Annotated in this window: 20 protein-coding genes; 10 read left to right on the plus strand and 10 right to left on the minus strand. The window is 66.0% G+C overall.

The window, feature by feature from the left end; translation table 11 throughout:
• Positions 1–8 precede the first annotated feature (8 nt).
• The 6 genes from metW to AC2T4A_RS02650 all read left to right on the plus strand — a co-directional run bounded on the left by metW (position 9) and on the right by AC2T4A_RS02650 (position 3,553).
• A complete protein-coding gene (gene metW, locus AC2T4A_RS02625; protein WP_416743570.1) occupies positions 9–629 on the plus strand; it encodes a methionine biosynthesis protein MetW in 621 nt (206 codons plus the stop codon).
• A gap of 34 nt (positions 630–663) precedes the next feature.
• A complete protein-coding gene (locus AC2T4A_RS02630; protein ID WP_416743572.1) occupies positions 664–1,086 on the plus strand; it encodes a DUF4426 domain-containing protein in 423 nt (140 codons plus the stop codon).
• Entirely contained in the window at positions 1,083–1,676 is a 594-nt protein-coding gene (gene rdgB, locus AC2T4A_RS02635; protein ID WP_416743574.1) for an RdgB/HAM1 family non-canonical purine NTP pyrophosphatase, read from the plus strand. Before AC2T4A_RS02630 ends, rdgB begins: the two co-directional genes overlap by 4 nt.
• The gene (hemW, locus tag AC2T4A_RS02640) at positions 1,673–2,860 is read left to right on the plus strand and encodes a radical SAM family heme chaperone HemW (protein ID WP_478378316.1); all 1,188 of its coding nucleotides are present in this window, start codon (positions 1,673–1,675) and stop codon (positions 2,858–2,860) included. The genes rdgB and hemW overlap by 4 nt, the downstream gene beginning before the upstream one ends.
• 72 nt (positions 2,861–2,932) lie before the next feature.
• Entirely contained in the window at positions 2,933–3,256 is a 324-nt protein-coding gene (locus tag AC2T4A_RS02645) for a DUF3392 domain-containing protein (RefSeq protein WP_017520106.1), read from the plus strand.
• 42 nt (positions 3,257–3,298) lie between these two features.
• Complete coding sequence (locus tag AC2T4A_RS02650; protein ID WP_416743578.1) at positions 3,299–3,553, plus strand: hypothetical protein; 255 nt, start codon at positions 3,299–3,301, stop codon at positions 3,551–3,553.
• Between the two features lie 101 nt (positions 3,554–3,654).
• Here the strand turns inward: AC2T4A_RS02650 and AC2T4A_RS02655 are convergent, their stop codons facing one another.
• From AC2T4A_RS02655 to AC2T4A_RS02675, 5 genes are all read right to left on the minus strand, one after another.
• A complete protein-coding gene (locus AC2T4A_RS02655) occupies positions 3,655–5,001 on the minus strand; it encodes a DUF1329 domain-containing protein (RefSeq protein ID WP_478378317.1) in 1,347 nt (448 codons plus the stop codon).
• Between the two features lie 169 nt (positions 5,002–5,170).
• Positions 5,171–5,842, minus strand: a complete 672-nt coding sequence (trmB, locus tag AC2T4A_RS02660; protein ID WP_416744368.1) for a tRNA (guanosine(46)-N7)-methyltransferase TrmB — start codon at positions 5,840–5,842, stop codon at positions 5,171–5,173.
• A gap of 269 nt (positions 5,843–6,111) precedes the next feature.
• Positions 6,112–6,918: a thiazole synthase gene (locus AC2T4A_RS02665; RefSeq protein ID WP_037013526.1), complete on the minus strand. Its 807-nt coding sequence runs from the start codon at positions 6,916–6,918 to the stop codon at positions 6,112–6,114.
• A gap of 59 nt (positions 6,919–6,977) precedes the next feature.
• Positions 6,978–7,178: a sulfur carrier protein ThiS gene (gene thiS, locus AC2T4A_RS02670; RefSeq protein WP_017520101.1), complete on the minus strand. Its 201-nt coding sequence runs from the start codon at positions 7,176–7,178 to the stop codon at positions 6,978–6,980.
• Positions 7,179–7,278: 100 nt separating this feature from the next.
• Positions 7,279–7,647, minus strand: a complete 369-nt coding sequence (locus AC2T4A_RS02675; protein ID WP_486742665.1) for a DUF423 domain-containing protein — start codon at positions 7,645–7,647, stop codon at positions 7,279–7,281.
• A gap of 32 nt (positions 7,648–7,679) precedes the next feature.
• Between AC2T4A_RS02675 and mtgA the strand changes: the two genes are divergently transcribed.
• The gene (gene mtgA / locus AC2T4A_RS02680) at positions 7,680–8,399 is read left to right on the plus strand and encodes a monofunctional biosynthetic peptidoglycan transglycosylase (RefSeq protein ID WP_416743584.1); all 720 of its coding nucleotides are present in this window, start codon (positions 7,680–7,682) and stop codon (positions 8,397–8,399) included.
• Positions 8,400–8,612: 213 nt separating this feature from the next.
• Here the strand turns inward: mtgA and AC2T4A_RS02685 are convergent, their stop codons facing one another.
• The 5 genes from AC2T4A_RS02685 to ftsY all read right to left on the minus strand — a co-directional run bounded on the left by AC2T4A_RS02685 (position 8,613) and on the right by ftsY (position 13,393).
• Positions 8,613–9,227 carry a hypothetical protein gene (locus tag AC2T4A_RS02685; protein WP_416743585.1) on the minus strand — a complete coding sequence of 205 codons (615 nt, stop codon included), beginning with the start codon at positions 9,225–9,227 and terminating at the stop codon, positions 8,613–8,615.
• 83 nt (positions 9,228–9,310) lie between these two features.
• Positions 9,311–10,165 carry an RNA polymerase sigma factor RpoH gene (gene rpoH, locus AC2T4A_RS02690; RefSeq protein ID WP_024766773.1) on the minus strand — a complete coding sequence of 285 codons (855 nt, stop codon included), beginning with the start codon at positions 10,163–10,165 and terminating at the stop codon, positions 9,311–9,313.
• A gap of 110 nt (positions 10,166–10,275) precedes the next feature.
• The gene (ftsX, locus tag AC2T4A_RS02695; protein WP_024766774.1) at positions 10,276–11,286 is read right to left on the minus strand and encodes a permease-like cell division protein FtsX; all 1,011 of its coding nucleotides are present in this window, start codon (positions 11,284–11,286) and stop codon (positions 10,276–10,278) included.
• Entirely contained in the window at positions 11,286–11,957 is a 672-nt protein-coding gene (ftsE, locus tag AC2T4A_RS02700; RefSeq protein WP_017520095.1) for a cell division ATP-binding protein FtsE, read from the minus strand. The genes ftsX and ftsE overlap by 1 nt, the downstream gene beginning before the upstream one ends.
• Entirely contained in the window at positions 11,954–13,393 is a 1,440-nt protein-coding gene (ftsY, locus tag AC2T4A_RS02705) for a signal recognition particle-docking protein FtsY (protein ID WP_486742666.1), read from the minus strand. The genes ftsE and ftsY overlap by 4 nt, the downstream gene beginning before the upstream one ends.
• A 191-nt stretch (positions 13,394–13,584) precedes the next feature.
• On the opposite strand from ftsY, the gene AC2T4A_RS02710 reads away from it, so the two are divergent.
• The 3 genes from AC2T4A_RS02710 to rsmD are packed head-to-tail and all read left to right on the plus strand — an operon-like array spanning position 13,585 to position 17,073.
• Complete coding sequence (locus AC2T4A_RS02710; protein WP_478378320.1) at positions 13,585–14,955, plus strand: M16 family metallopeptidase; 1,371 nt, start codon at positions 13,585–13,587, stop codon at positions 14,953–14,955.
• Positions 14,948–16,465 (plus strand): M16 family metallopeptidase, encoded by a 1,518-nt coding sequence (locus AC2T4A_RS02715; RefSeq protein ID WP_486742667.1) that lies wholly within the window; start codon positions 14,948–14,950, stop codon positions 16,463–16,465. Before AC2T4A_RS02710 ends, AC2T4A_RS02715 begins: the two co-directional genes overlap by 8 nt.
• Positions 16,465–17,073: a 16S rRNA (guanine(966)-N(2))-methyltransferase RsmD gene (gene rsmD / locus AC2T4A_RS02720; RefSeq protein ID WP_478378322.1), complete on the plus strand. Its 609-nt coding sequence runs from the start codon at positions 16,465–16,467 to the stop codon at positions 17,071–17,073. The genes AC2T4A_RS02715 and rsmD overlap by 1 nt, the downstream gene beginning before the upstream one ends.
• The last annotated feature ends 2 nt before the right edge of the window (positions 17,074–17,075 follow it).

Here is a 17,075-nt window from a genome sequence, read left to right on the forward strand (position 1 = left end):
GGACACCCATGCGCGCCGACCTGGAAATCATCCAAGACTGGATCCCCGCCGGCAGCCGCGTGCTCGACCTGGGCTGCGGCGACGGCGAGCTGCTCGCCTGGCTGCGCGACCACAAGCAGGTGGGCGGCTACGGCCTGGAGATCGACCCCGAAAAGATCGCCAAGTGCATCGAACGTGGCGTCAACGTTATCGAACAGGACCTCGACAAGGGGCTGGGCAACTTTGCCAGCAACAGCTTCGACGTGGTGGTGATGACCCAGTCGCTGCAGGCCCTGCGCTACCCGGACAAAGTGCTGGCGGAAATGCTCCGCGTGGGCAGGACCTGCATCATCACCTTCCCCAACTTCGGTCACTGGCGCTGCCGCTGGTACCTCGCGCGCAATGGCCGCATGCCGGTGTCGGACTTCCTTCCGTACACTTGGTACAACACGCCGAACATCCACTTCTGCACCTTCCGCGACTTCGAGGCGCTCTGCCACGAGCAGCACGCGAAGGTGCTGGACCGCCTGGCGGTGGACCACGAGCACCAGCATGGCTGGGCCTCGCGAATCTGGCCTAATCTGTTGGGTGAGATCGGCATCTACCGAATCAGCGGCGCTGGCGTGCAAGACCACCGCATCGCCGTCTGATCGCGGCTATCCGATAGAGCCCGGGAGAAACATCATGCGCCGCCTGCTTACCTTCTTCGCCTGCCTGGTCCTCGCCGTCCCCGCCTTCGCCGAACAGGTGAAGCGCCTGGGTGACCTGCAGGTGCACTACAGCGTGTTCAACTCCAGCTTCCTCCAGCCCAATGTCGCGCAAGCGGTAGGCGTGGTGCGGAGCAAGGCCCAGGGCGTGGTCAACATCGTGCCGCTGGATGCCAGCGGCAAACCGGCCAACGCCACCGTCGCCGGCTCCGCCAAGAACCTGATGGGCCAGACCATTCCCCTGACCTTCAAGCGCGTGGTCGAGGAAGGCGCCGTCTACAACCTGGCGCAGTTCCCCATCGAAGGCCGCGAAACCCTGACCTTCTCCATCCAGGTCCAGTCCGGAAGCGAAGCCCCGCAAAGCTTCGACTTCATGCAGGAAATCTTCCCAGACGAATGATCAAGCTCGAACAACTGGTGCTGGCCAGTCACAACGCCGGCAAGCTCAAGGAACTCCAGGCCATGCTCGGAGCCCATGTGAAGGTGCGCTCCATCGGCGAGTTCAGTGACGTGGAGCCGGAAGAGACCGGCCTGTCCTTCGTCGAGAACGCCATCCTCAAGGCCCGCAACGCCGCGCGCATCTCCGGCCTGCCGGCACTGGCCGACGACTCCGGCCTGGCAGTGGACTTCCTCGGCGGCGCACCGGGCATCTATTCCGCGCGCTACGCCGACGGCAAGGGTGACGCGGCGAACAACGCCAAGCTGCTGGACGCCCTGAAAGACGTGCAGGACGAGCAGCGCGGCGCCCAGTTCGTCAGCGTGCTGGCACTCGTCCGCCATGCCGATGACCCGCTACCGATTCTCTGCGAAGGCCTCTGGCACGGCAGCATCCTGCGCGAAGCCCGCGGCGAACACGGCTTTGGTTACGACCCCCTGTTCTGGGTGCCGGAAGCCGAGTGCTCCAGCGCCGAACTGCCGCCCGAACGCAAGAACCAGATCAGCCACCGCGCCCGCGCGATGGCCCTGCTGAAGCAGCGGCTGGGTCTATGAGCCAGGCAGGAAGCCACGGGCTCGACGCCGGGCCGGTGGTTTCCGGCTTTCGCCTGCCACCGCTGTCCGCGTATGTGCACATCCCCTGGTGCGTGCGCAAATGCCCCTATTGCGACTTCAACTCCCACGCTGCCGGCCCGGAGCTGCCCGAGGATGCCTACGTCGAGGCGCTGCTGGCGGACCTCGCGGCTGATCGCGGCTACGTCCATGGCCGCAAGCTGACCTCGATCTTCTTCGGCGGCGGCACGCCCAGCCTGTTCTCCGCCAAGGCGCTGGGCCGCATCCTCGAAGGGCTGGAAAGGCAAGTCGGTTTCGAAAGCGATATCGAGATCACCCTGGAAGCCAACCCCGGCACCTTCGAGCAGGCCAAGTTCGCCGACTACCGCAAGCTGGGGATCAACCGGCTGTCCATCGGCATCCAGAGTTTCCAGGCCGAGAAGCTCAAGGCGCTGGGCCGCATCCACGATGGCGACGAAGCCGTGCGTGCGGCCGAGATGGCCCGCCGCGCCGGCTTCGACAACTTCAACCTGGACCTGATGCACGGCCTGCCGGAACAGAGCGTCGCCGACGCCCTTGCCGACCTGCAGCAGGCCATCGACCTGGAGCCGACGCACCTGTCCTGGTACCAGCTGACCATGGAACCGAACACGGTGTTCTGGAGCCAGCCGCCGGAGCTGCCCGAGGACGACCAGCTGTGGGAAATCCAGGAGGCCGGACAGGCGCTGCTCGCCCAGGCGAGCTACGTCCAGTATGAAACCTCGGCCTATGCCCGGAACGGCAAGCGCGCGCGGCACAACCTGAACTACTGGACCTTCGGCGATTTCCTCGGTATCGGCGCCGGCGCCCACGCCAAGCTGAGCACCCCGGAAGGGCGCATCCTGCGCACCTGGAAGACCCGCCTGCCAAAGGACTACCTGAATCCGGAGAAGCCCTTCCAGGCCGGCGAACGCGACCTGGAGCCCGGCGACCTGCCCTTCGAGTTCATGATGAACGCTCTGCGCCTGACCGAAGGTGTGCCCGCGACCACCTTCGCCGAGCGCACCGGCCTGCCGCTGACCGCCATCGAGGAAGCGTGCCGACAGGCGCGCAAGGACGGCCTGCTGCTGGACGACCCGCAACGGCTTGCCCCCACCGAACGCGGCCAGCTGTTCCTCAACGACCTGCTGCAGCGCTTCCTGCCCTGAGAACCGCCCGAGCGACGTCAGCGTCGCTCGCCGTGTACACTCCCCGGCGACTCTGAATCCCAAGGAGCCCCAATGGACTTCGCGCTCGACCTGATTGCCAACGTCTCCCGCTGGTGCCGCGGCCACTTGTCCGACATCGCCCTGGCGATCATGGCTACCGTGCTGGTGCTGTTCGGCCCGGCGATCAACGCCTGGGTGCAGCAGCGCATCGGCAGCCTGAACTTCGTCTTCCGCACCTTGCTGTTCGTGCTGATCTGCGCCGTGGGCTACGGCCTGGCGATGGTCTTCGTGACGCCGTGGCTGGCCAAGGGCCTGGGCTACTTCAACAACTACACCCTGGCGCCCGTGCTGCTGCTAGTGTTCTTCGTGATTGGCATGATCGCCGACCGCAGCTGACCTGCGGACCTCCGGCGGTTGGCCACCACCGCCGGAGGACACATGAAGCCGATCAAGCATCTTTACCTGCACTTCTCCGATGGCCAGCGCCTGGCGCTGCGCTTTCCGCAACAGAGCGACGACCCCGCCGAAGTGGCCCGCGGCATCCGCAAGCAGATGGAATCGCCGGTCATCAGCATCGAGGTGGACGGTGACCTGCTGATCATCCCGCGCACCAGCATCAAGTACCTGCAGCTCAGCCCGGCGCCGATGCGCATGCCGGAGACCACGGTGCTGGGCGCCGAGTTGATCGAGTAACGCGCGCCTGGACCGGGTCAACCCCGGGGAGAGGGCTCGCTCCTACAGGTCGATTTGCGCGGATAGACAAAGGCCGCCTCGCGGCGGCCTCTGCTGGGGACTCAATTGCCCTCGCGGCGCAACGCCTGCGGGGTGAAGTCGCGCGGCCCCAGTGGGACCTTGAAGTCGTACATCGGCTCGTTGTTGTCCAGGCCGTCGACGAAGTAGCGCTTGCCCTCGAAGTCGTACAGCGCTTCCAGGGTGCTGAGCACCATGGGTACGTCGTAGTAGTTGATCGGGTGCACTTCCTGGGCGCGGATCAGCTTGCCATCGGCGTTGTAGATGTCCGAGGCGAGGATTTGCCAGCTGTCTTCATCCAGGTAGAAACGGCGCTTGGCGAATGGATGGCCCATGCCCTTGCGCAGGGTTGCCTCGACCACCCAGACGCGGTGCGGCTCGTAGCGCAGCAGTTCGGGGTTGAGGGTCTTGGTGCGCAGGATGTCGGCGTAGGGAATGCCCTTCTGGTGCACCGCGTAGCTGTTGTACGGCACGAGCATTTCGCGCTTGCCCAGCAGTTGCCACTCGTAGTGGTCCGGCGCGCCGTTGTAGACGTCCACGGTATCGGCGGTGGCCAGGCCGTTGGTGTCTGGCTGCAGGGTGTCGTAGGCCAGGCTCGGCAGGCGGCGCACGCGGCGCTCGCCGCTGTTGAAGCGCCAGGCCTTGCGGATCGACAGCACCTGGTCGATGGTCTCCTGCACCACCAGCGCAGAGCCGGCGAGCTTGGCCGGGGCGACGATGTTGTACTTGTAGTAGAACAGCGTGTTGTTCAGGTCCTGCGGGCTCATGCCCTCGCGGCCGTAGTTGAAGTACACGTAGCGGTCGAGCTTGAGCAGGTTGTAGCTGCCGCTGGCGAGCACGGCGGCCTGGTTGGTCACCATGTGAATCTGCTCGCCACGGTAACGCATGATGTGGTTCCAGATGGCTTCCAGACCGGTCTTGGGCATCGGGAACGGCACGCCGGCGGCGGCACCCTGGACGCCGTTACCATCAGCGATCAGCTCGGCGTTCTCGGCGTTGAAGCGAGTAGCGTCATAAATGCGCTGCGGCAGCGAGGCGCTGCGGCGGCTGGGGAAGACGCGCAGGTAGTAGTCCGGGTTTTCCTGCAACAATGCCTGGGTGCCGGGCGTGAGCAGCGCCTGGTACTGCGCCAGGTTCTTGCTGTCGATCTTGTACTGCACGGCATCGGCGGCGTACGGATCGGGATGGTGCATGCCAGGCTGGTAGCCCGCCGGGACGACGGTGATACCGCCCGTCCACGCAGGGATGGTGCCACTGGCGTTGCCAGCCATTTCCGCCCCCATCGGCGTCAGGTCGCGGCCCAGTCGAGCGGCCTCGGCGGCATCGACCTTCGCCTGCGCCGGCAGGGCCCACGCCCCCGCCATCAGCAGTACAGCAAGTTTCTTCAACACAGCAGACTCCTTTGCGACGGACTCCTGTCCATCACTCTTATTTTCGTCCGCGGCGGATGCCGCTTTTTATTCAGGAGGTGAGGGGTGGCCCTGGGGCCTGCCGGGTGGTCCCGGTCTGTAGGGTGTTCGTGCGTGAAAAAGGCCTGCTGTGCAGGCCTTTTCCGTACCTTCAGTCAACGCGCTCAAACTTCAGGTCCCAGACACCATGGCCGAGTCGCTCCCCGCGACGTTCGAACTTGGTGACCGGGCGCTCGTCCGGGCGCGGCACGTAGGTATTATCGGCCGAAAGGTTGCGGTAGCCGGGTGCGGCATTCATCACTTCCAGCATGTGCTCGGCGTATTGCTCCCAGTCGGTGGCCATGTGCAGCACGCCACCGACCTTCAGCTTCTGCCGCACCAGCTCGGCCCAGGCTGGCTGTACGATGCGACGCTTGTGGTGGCGCGACTTGTGCCACGGGTCCGGGAAGAACAGCAGCAGGCGGTCGAGGCTGGCATCGGCCACGCAGTCGCGCAGTACCTCGATGGCATCGCAGCTGTAGACGCGGATGTTGGTCAGGTCCTGGGTCAGCATGCCGTTGAGCAGGGCGCCAACACCCGGACGGTGCACTTCCACACCAATGAAGTCCTGCTCCGGCGCGGCCGCGGCCATCTCCAGGGTCGCGTGCCCCATGCCAAAGCCGATCTCGAAGGTGCGCGGCGCCTGGCGCCCGAATACCTGGTCGAAGTCCCGCGCGCCGTCGGCCAGTTCCAGGCCGAACTTCGGCCAGCCCTGATCAAGGCCGCGCTGCTGGCCTTCAGTCATACGACCGGCACGCATCACGAAGCTCTTGATGGCGCGCATCGGCCGGTTTTCGGCGTCGGGCTGGTTCTCGGACTGATTCTCGGGAATGTCACTCATGACTCGGACCTTGCGGGTAATTGCACACGCGGGCCGGCTGCGACTGTCCATGGCAAACCGGCCCGCGTGTCGGTGTCTATTAAATGCCTGCCAACGATCTCGCGAGCTAGAGCGGAACTAGGCGAAAAGTGGGGCGGGAGCGGAGTTTACACGCAGTAAATGAGCATCCCGAACCACTTTTCAACGACGTTCCGCCGACGCGCAGCAGGTCGTTAGTTGATCAGACCCGTCATCGGCGACGACGCGCTCGCATACAGCTTGCGCGGCATGCGGCCAGCCAGGTAGGCCAGGCGGCCAGCGACGATGGCGTGCTTCATGGCTTCGGCCATCATCACCGGGTTCTGCGCGTGAGCGATGGCAGTGTTCATCAACACGGCCTCACAGCCCAGCTCCATGGCGATGGTGGCGTCGGAGGCAGTGCCCACGCCGGCATCCACCAGCACCGGAACGGTCGCTTCTTCGAGGATGATGCGCAGGTTGTACGGGTTGCAGATGCCCAGGCCCGAGCCGATCAGGCCGGCCAGCGGCATCACCGCGATGCAGCCGATCTCGGCCAGCTGGCGCGCGATGATCGGGTCGTCGCTGGTGTACACCATGACGTCGAAGCCGTCCTTGACCAGCACTTCGGCGGCCTTGAGGGTTTCCACGACGTTGGGGAAGAGGGTCTTCTGGTCAGCCAGGACTTCCAGCTTGACCAGGTTGTGGCCATCCAGCAGCTCACGGGCCAGGCGGCAGGTGCGCACGGCTTCGACGGCGTCGTAGCAGCCGGCGGTGTTCGGCAGGATGGTGTAGCGATCCGGCGGAATCACGTCCAGCAGGTTGGGCTCGCCCGGGTTCTGGCCGATGTTGGTGCGGCGCACGGCGACAGTGACGATCTCGGCGCCCGAGGCCTCGATGGCGACGCGGGTCTCTTCGAGATCCTTGTACTTGCCGGTGCCGACCAGCAGGCGCGAATTGTAGGTACGACCAGCCAGGGTAAAGGGCTTGTCGACCGGCAGGTTGGAAGATGCTTGGCTCATCGGATCACTCCTGACGAAAAGGAAGGCGGGCGGGGCCTGAAAGTCTGGGGTAGCGGGGACTAGCCGCCACCGATGGCATGCACCACTTCTACCTGGTCGCCTTCGCTCAGGGCGGTGGCGGCGTGCTGGCTGCGCGGCACGATGTCCTGGTTGAGCTCGACCGCGACACGCTTGCCGGTGAGGTCGAGACGCTCGAGCAGGTTGGCGACGCTGTGGCCGTCGGGCAGCTCGAAAGGTTCGCCATTCAACTGAATACGCATGGGCGGGACGGTCGTTGCTGGAGGGGTCGGCATTCTAGCCCGATCACGGCGGATGACCAAGGTATCCGGGCGTCGCACTCGGGCTTTTCTGACGCTCGGGTCAACCCAGCTGGAAGGCCGCGACCAGCAGCAGCGCCCAGCCGATGAGGAAGAACAGGCCGCCGATCGGTGTGATGATGCCCACGCTCAAGCCCGCCAGGGTCAACAGGTAAAGGCTCCCGGAGAACAGCAGAATGCCGACGGTGAAAGCCCAGCCGGCGAGGCTGATGAGGGTGCCCCCGATGTGCGCGGTAAGCAGCGCCACGCCGAACAGCGCCAGCGCGTGCAGCATCTGGTAGTGCACGCCGGTCTGGAACACCGCCAGGTACTCGGGCGTGAGCCTGCTCTTCAGGCCGTGGGCGGCGAAGGCGCCCAGGGCGACCCCGGTGAAACCGAAGAACGCGGCGAGCATCAGGAAAGTACGCAGCATGGGACAGCTCCAGGCAGGTGAGTGCCGCTATAATGGCCCGCTCATCCGCCCAGGCAAAGCCTCGAATGCCCAAGCTGCTCCGCCGCCTGCTCAAGATTGCGCTCTGGTTCGTCGCCGTCAGCGTGGCGCTGGTCATCCTCCTGCGCTGGGTGCCGCCGCCCGGAACCATGGTGATGGTCGAGCGCAAGGTCGAATCCTGGTTCAACGGCAAACCCATCGACCTGCAGCGCAGCTGGCGTTCCTGGGACGAACTGCCGGACAGCCTCAAGCTCGCGGTGATCGCCGGCGAGGACCAGAAGTTCGCCGAACACCACGGCTTCGATCTTCCCGCCATCCAGAAGGCCCTGGCGCACAACGAGCAGGGCGGCAAGGTGCGCGGCGGTAGCACGATCAGCCAGCAGGTGGCGAAGAACGTCTTCCTCTGGACCGGCCGCAGCTGGGTACGCAAAGGCTTCGAGGCCTGGTTCACCCTGCTGATCGAGACCTTCTGGTCCAAGCAGCGGATTCTTGAGGTTTACCTCAACAGCGTCGAATGGGATGCCGGCGTATTTGGCGCCCAGGCCGCTGCGCAGCATCACTTCGGCGTCGACGCCAAGCGCCTGTCGCAGCAACAGGCCAGCCTGCTGGCCGCCGTGCTGCCCAACCCGCGCAAGTGGAGCGCCGGAAAACCCGGCCCCTACGTGCGCCAGCGCGCCTCGTGGATTCGCCAGCAGATGTGGCAGTTGGGTAGCGAGTACCTGCAGCGGCTGTAAGGACTTTGGCGTGGAAACATCGGCGCTGGGCGTTCCCTCTCCCCAGCCCTCTCCCTGAAGGGAGAGGGAGCAGCTCTGCGCGGTGCCTTCTTTTCGTTCACCCCTGTTGCTTCAGGAGTGCTCAGGACCTGGAGCTGGTGCCGGGCAGTCCCCTCTCCCTTCAGGGAGAGGGGCGTTTTGCTCCGCCCCTGACCAATAGAATACGAACAAGCGCTAGGGCGCCTCGCCAGCCTTGAACGTATTGCGCGGCACCACACGCACCCACTGCAGGGTGCCGTCGCGGTGCAGCAGGGTCATGCCCTTCTCCGGATAGACCCAGGCCTCGCCGCCATCCACCTGCAGACGCAGGCGCGGGTCGCCCAGGCTCACCGCCAGGGGCCCGACCGCCAGGTCTTCCTGCGGCGCCAGCGCCAACTCGGAAACCGGCTTGTTGCCCAGCTGGCCCATCAGCTCGGCACTCAGCGGCTGGTCCTTGCTGGTCGGCTGCATGCCGGTGGCCTTGGCCAGGCTGGCATGCTCGGCGTCGCTCAGCGCCAGCTCAGCCTCGACGTGCCATGGCCCCTCGTCCGTCACCAGCCTGCCGCGATAATGCAACTGCGGGCCATCCTGGCTGGCAGTCAGCCAGAGCTCGCCCGCCTGCTGGCCCTGCAGATCATTCAGAGTCAGCTTGTCGTCGGCCAGCGGCTCGAAGACCTTTTCCTTCCAGTCGTTGAACCACTGCGGCGGTTTGGGCGGCGCCGAAGTACGGGCAACCCAGGTACCCAGGCCGAAAGCCAACAGGGCGATGACCAGGAAGAACATCCCGTGGACGGGACGCAGGCGCGGCATGGGGCTCTCCAGACACAGACAAACGGACAGAAAAAAACCGCACCAGGGTGCGGTTCGCGACTCGCAGGGCGCGTCGAAGCCGATCAGGCTTCGATGCGACCCTTGAGCTTGTTCATCGCGTTCTTTTCCAGCTGACGAATCCGCTCGGCGGACACGTTGTACTTGGCCGCCAGGTCGTGCAGCGTCGCCTTCTCCTCGGCCAGCCAACGCTGGTAGAGGATGTCGCGGCTGCGCTCGTCCAGGCCCTCCAGCGCCTCGTGCAGGCTGGCGGTGGAGCTGTCGCTCCAGTCCGCTTCCTCCAGCTGGCGCGCCGGGTCGTAGCGATGGTCTTCCAGATAATGCGCCGGGGACTGGTAGGCGCTCTCATCGTCGGCATCCGCCGCCGGGTCGAAGGCCATGTCCTGTCCGGTGAGACGGCTTTCCATCTCGCGGACTTCGCGGGCCTCGACACCGAGGGTTTCCGCGACGCGGTGCACTTCGTCGTTGCTCAACCAGGCCAGTTTCTTCTTCTGGCTGCGCAGATTGAAGAACAGCTTGCGCTGCGCCTTGGTGGTCGCGACTTTCACGATCCGCCAGTTGCGCAGGATGAACTCATGGATTTCCGCCTTGATCCAGTGCACGGCGAACGACACCAGGCGCACACCCATTTCCGGGTTGAAGCGCTTCACGGCCTTCATCAGGCCGACGTTGCCTTCCTGGATCAGATCGGCCTGGGCCAGGCCGTACCCGGAATAACTCCGGGCGATGTGCACAACAAAGCGCAGGTGCGCCAGAACCATTTGCCGTGCCGCTTCCAGATCTTGCTGGTAGAAGAGGCGTTCGGCCAGTTCGCGCTCCTGCTCCGGCGTCAGCAGCGGAATGCTGTTCACCGAGTGCACATAGGCTTCCAGGTTCGCACCGGGAGCCAGGGCATAAACAGGTTGCAGAGAAGTGGTCATGCGAATCCTCCGATTCACGAAACTCGCGCAGTGTAGCACTGCGAAATCTGACTGCAAGCGGGTGTAAAAGTTCCTTTACACCCACTTAACCCCAGCAAAATCAGGGGGTTTCAGCGCGGCGCCAACTCACGCAGGTGGCGCGCCACGGCCAGCCAGGCGCCGATCCAGCCCAGCAGCACAGCGCCCACGGTAAGCGACAGGCCGTCGTCGACCGGTACGCCCGCCAGGCCGAAATCACTGCCGTACAGCCCGGCCAGGTTGACCACGGAGCTGTTCAGCCAGTCCAGGCCGAAGGCCAGCAGGGCCCAGGACAGGATGCCCGCGCCCAGGCCGTAGAGCGCGCCCATATAGAGGAAGGGGCGGCGCACATAGCCGTCCGTCCCGCCGACCAGCTTGATGACTTCGATTTCGTTACGGCGGTTTTCGATGTGCAGGCGGATGGTGTTGCCGATCACCAGCAAGAGCGTCAGCACCAGCAGGATGGTCAGGCCGAAGACGAAGCGGTCGCCCAGCTTGAGGATCGCCGACAGCCGCTCGACCCAGACCAGATCCAGCTGCGCCTGTTGTACACCGGGCAGCTCCGACAACCTTTGACGCAAGGCATCCAGCTGGGCCTTGTCGATCTGCTTGGGCGTCACCGAGATCACCGCCGGCAGCGGGTTGTCAGGCAGCTCCTTCAACGCCTCGCCGAGGCCGGACTGCTCCTGCAACTCCTTCAGCGCATCGTCGCGGCTGATCAGCTGCGCCTCGATCACATCGGGCATTTTCTCGATCTGCTCGCGCAGGTCCTGGCCCTGAGCCTCGCTGGCCTTGAGGTCGAGGAACAGGGAGATCTGCGCGGCGCGCTGCCAGGAGCCACCGAGGCGCTCGACATTGTTCAGTAGCAGCGACAGGCCCATGGGCAGGCTCAGGGTGATACCCATCACCAGGCAGGTGAAGAAGCTGCCGAAGGGGTGGCTGACCAGGCGATGCAGGCTGTCCATCAGGCTAGCGCGGTGGTTTTCCGCGTAGGCCGAGAGGGAGGCGCTGTGATCCTGGTGTTCGTTGTCGTCCGGGCGCTCACGCGTGTTGCGCGTCGGGGTGCCTTCTTCGTCGCCGCGGGGCAGGTCATTGGCGCTCATCAGGCGTTCTCCTCACGGTCGGCGATGATGCGGCCGCGCTGCAGGGTGATCATCCGGTGGCGCATGCGCGCGATCAGCGCCAGGTCGTGGCTGGCAATCAGCACGGTGGTGCCCAGGCGGTTGATGTCTTCGAACACGGACATGATTTCCGAGGCGAGGCGCGGGTCGAGGTTACCGGTGGGTTCGTCGGCGAGCAGCAGGGCCGGACGGTGCACCACCGCGCGGGCGATGCCGACACGCTGTTGCTGGCCGGTGGAGAGGTCGGACGGACGGTCCTCGGCCTTCTCCTTCAGGTTCACCCGGTCCAGCGCCGCTTCGACGCGGTAGGCGATGTCCGCCTTGGGCAGGCCGAGGATCTGCATCGGCAGGGCAACGTTCTCGAACACGCTGCGATCGTCGAGCAACTGGTGGTTCTGGAACACCACGCCGATCTGCCGACGGAGGAAGGGAATCTGCGCGGTGGAGATGCGCGAGACATCCTGCCCGCCCAGCAGCAGCTTGCCGGAAGTTGGCCGCTCCATCGCCAGGATGAGGCGCAGCAGGGTGCTCTTGCCCGCGCCGGAGTGGCCGGTGACGAACATGATCTCGCCGCGCGGCACGCGGAACGAAATCTCGTGCAGGCCGACATGGCCGTTGGGATAGCGTTTGCCAACCTGCTCGAAACGGATCATGCGATTTCCCGGGTCTCGAAGAGTGCACGGACGAAAGCGTCGGCCTCGAAGGTTCGAAGATCGTCGATTCCTTCGCCGACACCGATGTAGCGGATCGGCAGGCCGAACTGCTTGGCCAGGGCGAAGATCACCCCGCCTTTGGCGGTGCCGTCCAGTTTGGTCAGGGCCAGGCCGGTGAGCTCCACGGCGTTGTTGAACTGCTTGGCCTGGTTGATGGCGTTCTGCCCGGTGCCAGCATCGAGCACCAGCAGGACTTCGTGGGGAGCCGTCTCGTCCAGCTTGCCGATCACGCGGCGCACCTTCTTCAGCTCTTCCATCAGGTTGTCCTTGGTGTGCAGGCGACCGGCGGTATCGGCGATCAACACGTCCGCACCACGGGCCTTGGCGGCCTGCACGGCGTCGAAGATCACCGAGGCGGAGTCCGCGCCGGTGTGCTGGGCGATCACGGCAATGTTGTTACGCTCGCCCCAGACCTGCAGCTGTTCGACGGCGGCGGCGCGGAAGGTGTCGCCGGCGGCCAGCATGACCTTCTTGCCATCCAGCTGTAGTTTCTTCGCCAGCTTGCCGATGGTGGTGGTCTTGCCGACGCCGTTCACGCCGACCACGAGGATCACGTAGGGCTGCTTTTCGCCGGTAATGGTCAGCGGCTGCTCGACGGGGCGCAGCAGGCTGGCCAGCTCTTCCTGCAGGGCCTTGTACAGTGCTTCGCTGTCGGCCAGTTCCTTGCGCGCCACGCGTTTGGTCAGGTTCTGCACGATGGTGGTGGTGGCCTCGACGCCGACGTCGGCGGTCAGCAGGCGGGTCTCGATCTCGTCGAGCAGGTCGTCGTCGATGGCCTTCTTGCCCAGGAACAGGCTGGCCATGCCTTCGCCGAGGCTGGCGCTGGTCTTCGATAGCCCCTGCTTGAGGCGGGCGAAGAAGCCCAGCTTGGAGGGCTCGGCGACAGCGGGCTTGGCCTGCGGTTCGGGTTCAGGTTGCGGAGCGGGCTCGGGTTCCGGCTGGGCGACTACGACGGGCGCTTCGGCAACGGCTTCGGGCTGAGCGGGCGCGGCGACAGGCACCTGCTCGACGGGGACAACTGGCTGGGCAGCGGGCTGAGGCGCCTCGGCAATGACCGGCTGCGCAGTGGGCTGCGGCTCGGGTTGCGCCAGCGGCTCGACCGGCACGCTGGCCGGTACCACGTCGACTATCGGCTCGGGCGTCGGTTCGGGCGTCGGCTCCGGTGCCAGCTCGGCGCGCGGGGCGGCCGGCTCGGCCTGGGCGGCGGGAGCCTGTTCGGGGGCGGCAACGGGCTGCTCGGCGACCGGTTGTTCTACCGGCTGCTCGGCTTCGGCGGCGGGTTGTTCCTCGGCCTGGGGCTTCTTGCGCCACCAGCCGAACAGACCCTTCTTCTCCCCGGCTGGCGGGGCCTTCTTGTCGTCGTTGGAACCAAACATGTAGGGATCGAATCTCTAAGGGACGCCACGAAATAGAGGCAGCAAAAAGCCTCGATACAGCTTTGAGAAGCCCTGAACGTGGCCGCCCGGAAAACGGATGGGTATCCTAGCATCTCCTCGCCCGCCGGGGTTAAGAGGCTGGCCGCCAGCCTGCATAGACCCCGCGGACAGCCCGAAAGGTTCAGTCCACGATGAAAACCCTTGCACGCCGCCACGCCGGCCTGCTGCTCGGTTCCCTGTTGCTGCCGCTGATGGCGAGCGCCGCGGAACCACAGCCCACCCACGAATACACCCTGGACAACGGCCTGAAAGTCGTCGTCCGCGAGGACCACCGCGCCCCCGTGGTGGTCTCCCAGCTCTGGTACAAGGTCGGCTCCAGCTACGAGACGCCCGGCCTCACCGGCCTGTCCCACGCCCTGGAGCACATGATGTTCAAGGGCAGCCGCAAGCTCGGCCCCGGCCAGGCGTCGCTGGTGCTGCGCGACCTGGGCGCCGAAGAGAACGCCTTCACCACCGACGACTACACCGCCTATTACCAGGTGCTGGCCCGCGATCGCCTGCCGGTAGCGCTGGAGCTGGAAGCCGACCGCATGGCGCACCTCGCCCTGCCGGCCGATCAGTTCAAGAGCGAGATCGAGGTGATCAAGGAAGAACGCCGCCTGCGCACCGAGGACAAGCCCAGCGCGCTGGCCTTCGAGCGCTTCAAGGCTGCCGCTTACCCCGCCAGCGGCTACCGCACGCCGACCATCGGCTGGATGGCCGACCTGCAGCGCATGACCATCGACGACCTGCGCCACTGGTACCAGGCCTGGTACGCGCCGAACAACGCCACCCTGGTGGTGGTCGGTGACGTTACAGGCGACGAGGTGAAGGCACTGGCCGAGAAGTATTTCGGCGAGATCCCCAAGCGTGACCTGCCTGCCGCGCGCAAGCCGCTGGAGCTGGCCGAGCCGGGCGAACGTCGGCTCAAACTGCACGTGCGCACTCAGCTGCCCAGCCTGATCATGGGCTTCAACGTGCCAACCCTGGGCAGCAGCGACGACTCGAAACAGATCAACGCCCTGCGCTTGATCTCGGCGATCCTCGACGGCGGCTACAGCGCGCGCCTGGCCGCCCGCCTGGAGCGCGGCGAGGAAATCGTCGCCGGCGCCTCGGCCTCCTACGACGCCTTCTCCCGCGGCGACGGCCTGTTCTTCCTCTCGGCCACGCCCAACGTGCAGACCGGCAAGACCCTGGACCAGGTCGAGGCCGCCCTGTGGAAGCAACTGGAAGATCTCAAGCAGAACCCGCCGAGCAAGGAAGAGCTGGAGCGCGTGCGCGCCCAGGTTATCGCCGGACTGGTCTACGAGCGCGACTCCATTGCCGGGCAGGCCAGCACCATCGGCGAGCTGGAAAGCGTCGGCCTCGGCTGGCGCCTGGCGGACAAGGACCTGGAAGCCATCCAGGCCGTCACCGCCGACGACATCCAGAAAGCCGCCCGCACCTACTTCACCCGCTCCCGCCTGACCCTTGCCCAGGTCCTGCCGGAAGTCGCCACCGACAAGGAACCGCGCCATGAGTGAACGCAATGGCCTGCGCTACGGCCTGGTCGGGCTGATCGTCCTCGCGCTGATCGCCGGACTGGTACTGTTCGTTTCCCGCCCCGTCGCCGCGCCCGAAGCGGCCGCTTCGGCGCCCACACCCGCTCAGCCGGCTGCCGCCGAGAATGCCGCGCCCACCGGCCTGCAATCGCTGGCCGAAGCTGCCGGCAAGGCGCCCAGCCACCGCAAGCTGAACATCCAGCAATGGCAGACCGCCGAAGGCGCCCGCGTGCTCTTCGTCGAAGCCCATGAGCTGCCGATGTTCGACCTGCGCCTGACCTTCGCCGCCGGCAGCAGCCAGGACGGCGACAGCTACGGCCTGGCCATGCTGACCAACGCCATGCTCAACGAAGGCGTGCCCGGCAAGGACACCAGCACCATCGCCGCCGGCTTCGACGACCTGGGCGCCAACTTCAGCAACGGTTCCTACCGCGACATGGCCGTAGCCGGCCTGCGCAGCCTGAGCGAGCCGACCAAGCGCGACGCGGCGCTGGCGCTGTTCGACCAGGTGATCGGCCAGCCGACCTTCCCCGAGGACGCCCTGGCGCGCATCAAGAACCAGGTCATGGCCGGCTTCGAGTACCAGAAGCAGAACCCCGGCAAGCTGGCGGGCCTGGAGCTGTTCAAGCGGCTCTACGGCGACCACCCTTACGCCCACTCCAGCGACGGCAACGAAAAGTCGGTACCGAAGATCAGCGTCGCCCAGCTGCGCGCCTTCCACCAGAAAGCCTACGCCGCCGGCAACGTGGTCATCGCGCTGGTCGGCGACCTGACCCGCGAGCAGGCCGAAGCCATCGCCGGCAGCGTATCCAAGTCGCTGCCCAAGGGCCCCGCCCTGCCGGCGCCGGGCGAGCCGCAGACGCCCAAGGCTGGTGTCACTCATATCGAGTTCCCGTCCAAACAGACCCAACTGATGCTGGCGCAACTGGGCATCACCCGTAGCGACCCGGACTACGCCGCGCTCTACCTGGGCAACCAGATCCTCGGCGGCGGCGGCTTCGGCACCCGCCTGATGGACCAGGTGCGCGAGAAGCGCGGCCTGACCTACGGCGTCTACTCCGGCTTCACCGGCATGCAGTCGCGCGGGCCCTTCACCATCGGCCTGCAGACCCGCGCAGAGATGAGCGAAGGCACCCTCAAGCTGGTGCAGGACATCGTTCGTGACTACCTCGACAAGGGTCCGACGCAGAAGGAACTGGATGACGCCAAGCGCGAGCTGGCCGGCAGCTTCCCGCTGTCCACCGCGAGCAACGCCGATATCGTTGGCCAGTTGGGCGCCATCGGCTTCTACAACCTGCCACTGGATTACCTGGAGACCTTCCTCAGCCAGGTCCAGGGCCTGAGCGTGGAACAGGTGAAGGAGGCCATGCGCCGTCACCTCGACCCGGACGCCTTCGTCATCGTCACCGCCGGCCCCACCGTGCCGCAGCAACCGCTGCCGCCGCCCACCGACAAGCCCGCCGCGCAACCTGCCGGCGTACCGGAGCACTGATGAGCAAACGACCCGGCGGCGCCCCGCGCGCTGCACAGAAGCCCCACGGCGGCCAGGGCCAGCTGCGCATCATCGGCGGCGAGTGGCGCAGCCGGCGCTTCGCCTTCCCCGACGGCCCGGGCCTGCGCCCGACGCCCGACCGGGTGCGCGAAACCCTGTTCAACTGGCTGGCGGCTTACGTCCCCGGCGCCCGCGTACTCGACCCGTTCGCCGGCAGCGGCGCGCTGTTCCTCGAAGCCCTGTCCCGCGGCGCCAGTTCGGCGCTCGCGCTGGACACCAACGGCGAAGCCGTGGCCGCCCTGCGCAGCACCCTCGACACGCTCAAGTGCGGCAATGGCCAGCTGTTGATGAGCGACTCGCTGCGCTACCTCGATGCCCCCGCATCCCAGACCTTCGACCTGGTCTTCCTCGACCCGCCCTTCCACCAGGACCTGCTGCAGAACACCTGCCGCCTGCTGGAAGAGCGCGGCTGGCTGGCCAAGGACGCCTGGGTCTACACCGAAAGCGAAGCGGTGCCCTCCAGCCTCGGCCTGCCGGGCAACTGGCGACTGCACCGGGAGAAGAAGGCGGGCACGGTGCATTACGCGCTGTGGCAACGGGAAGGCTGACG

This window comes from Pseudomonas sp. PVC-3-1, from assembly GCF_057444315.1.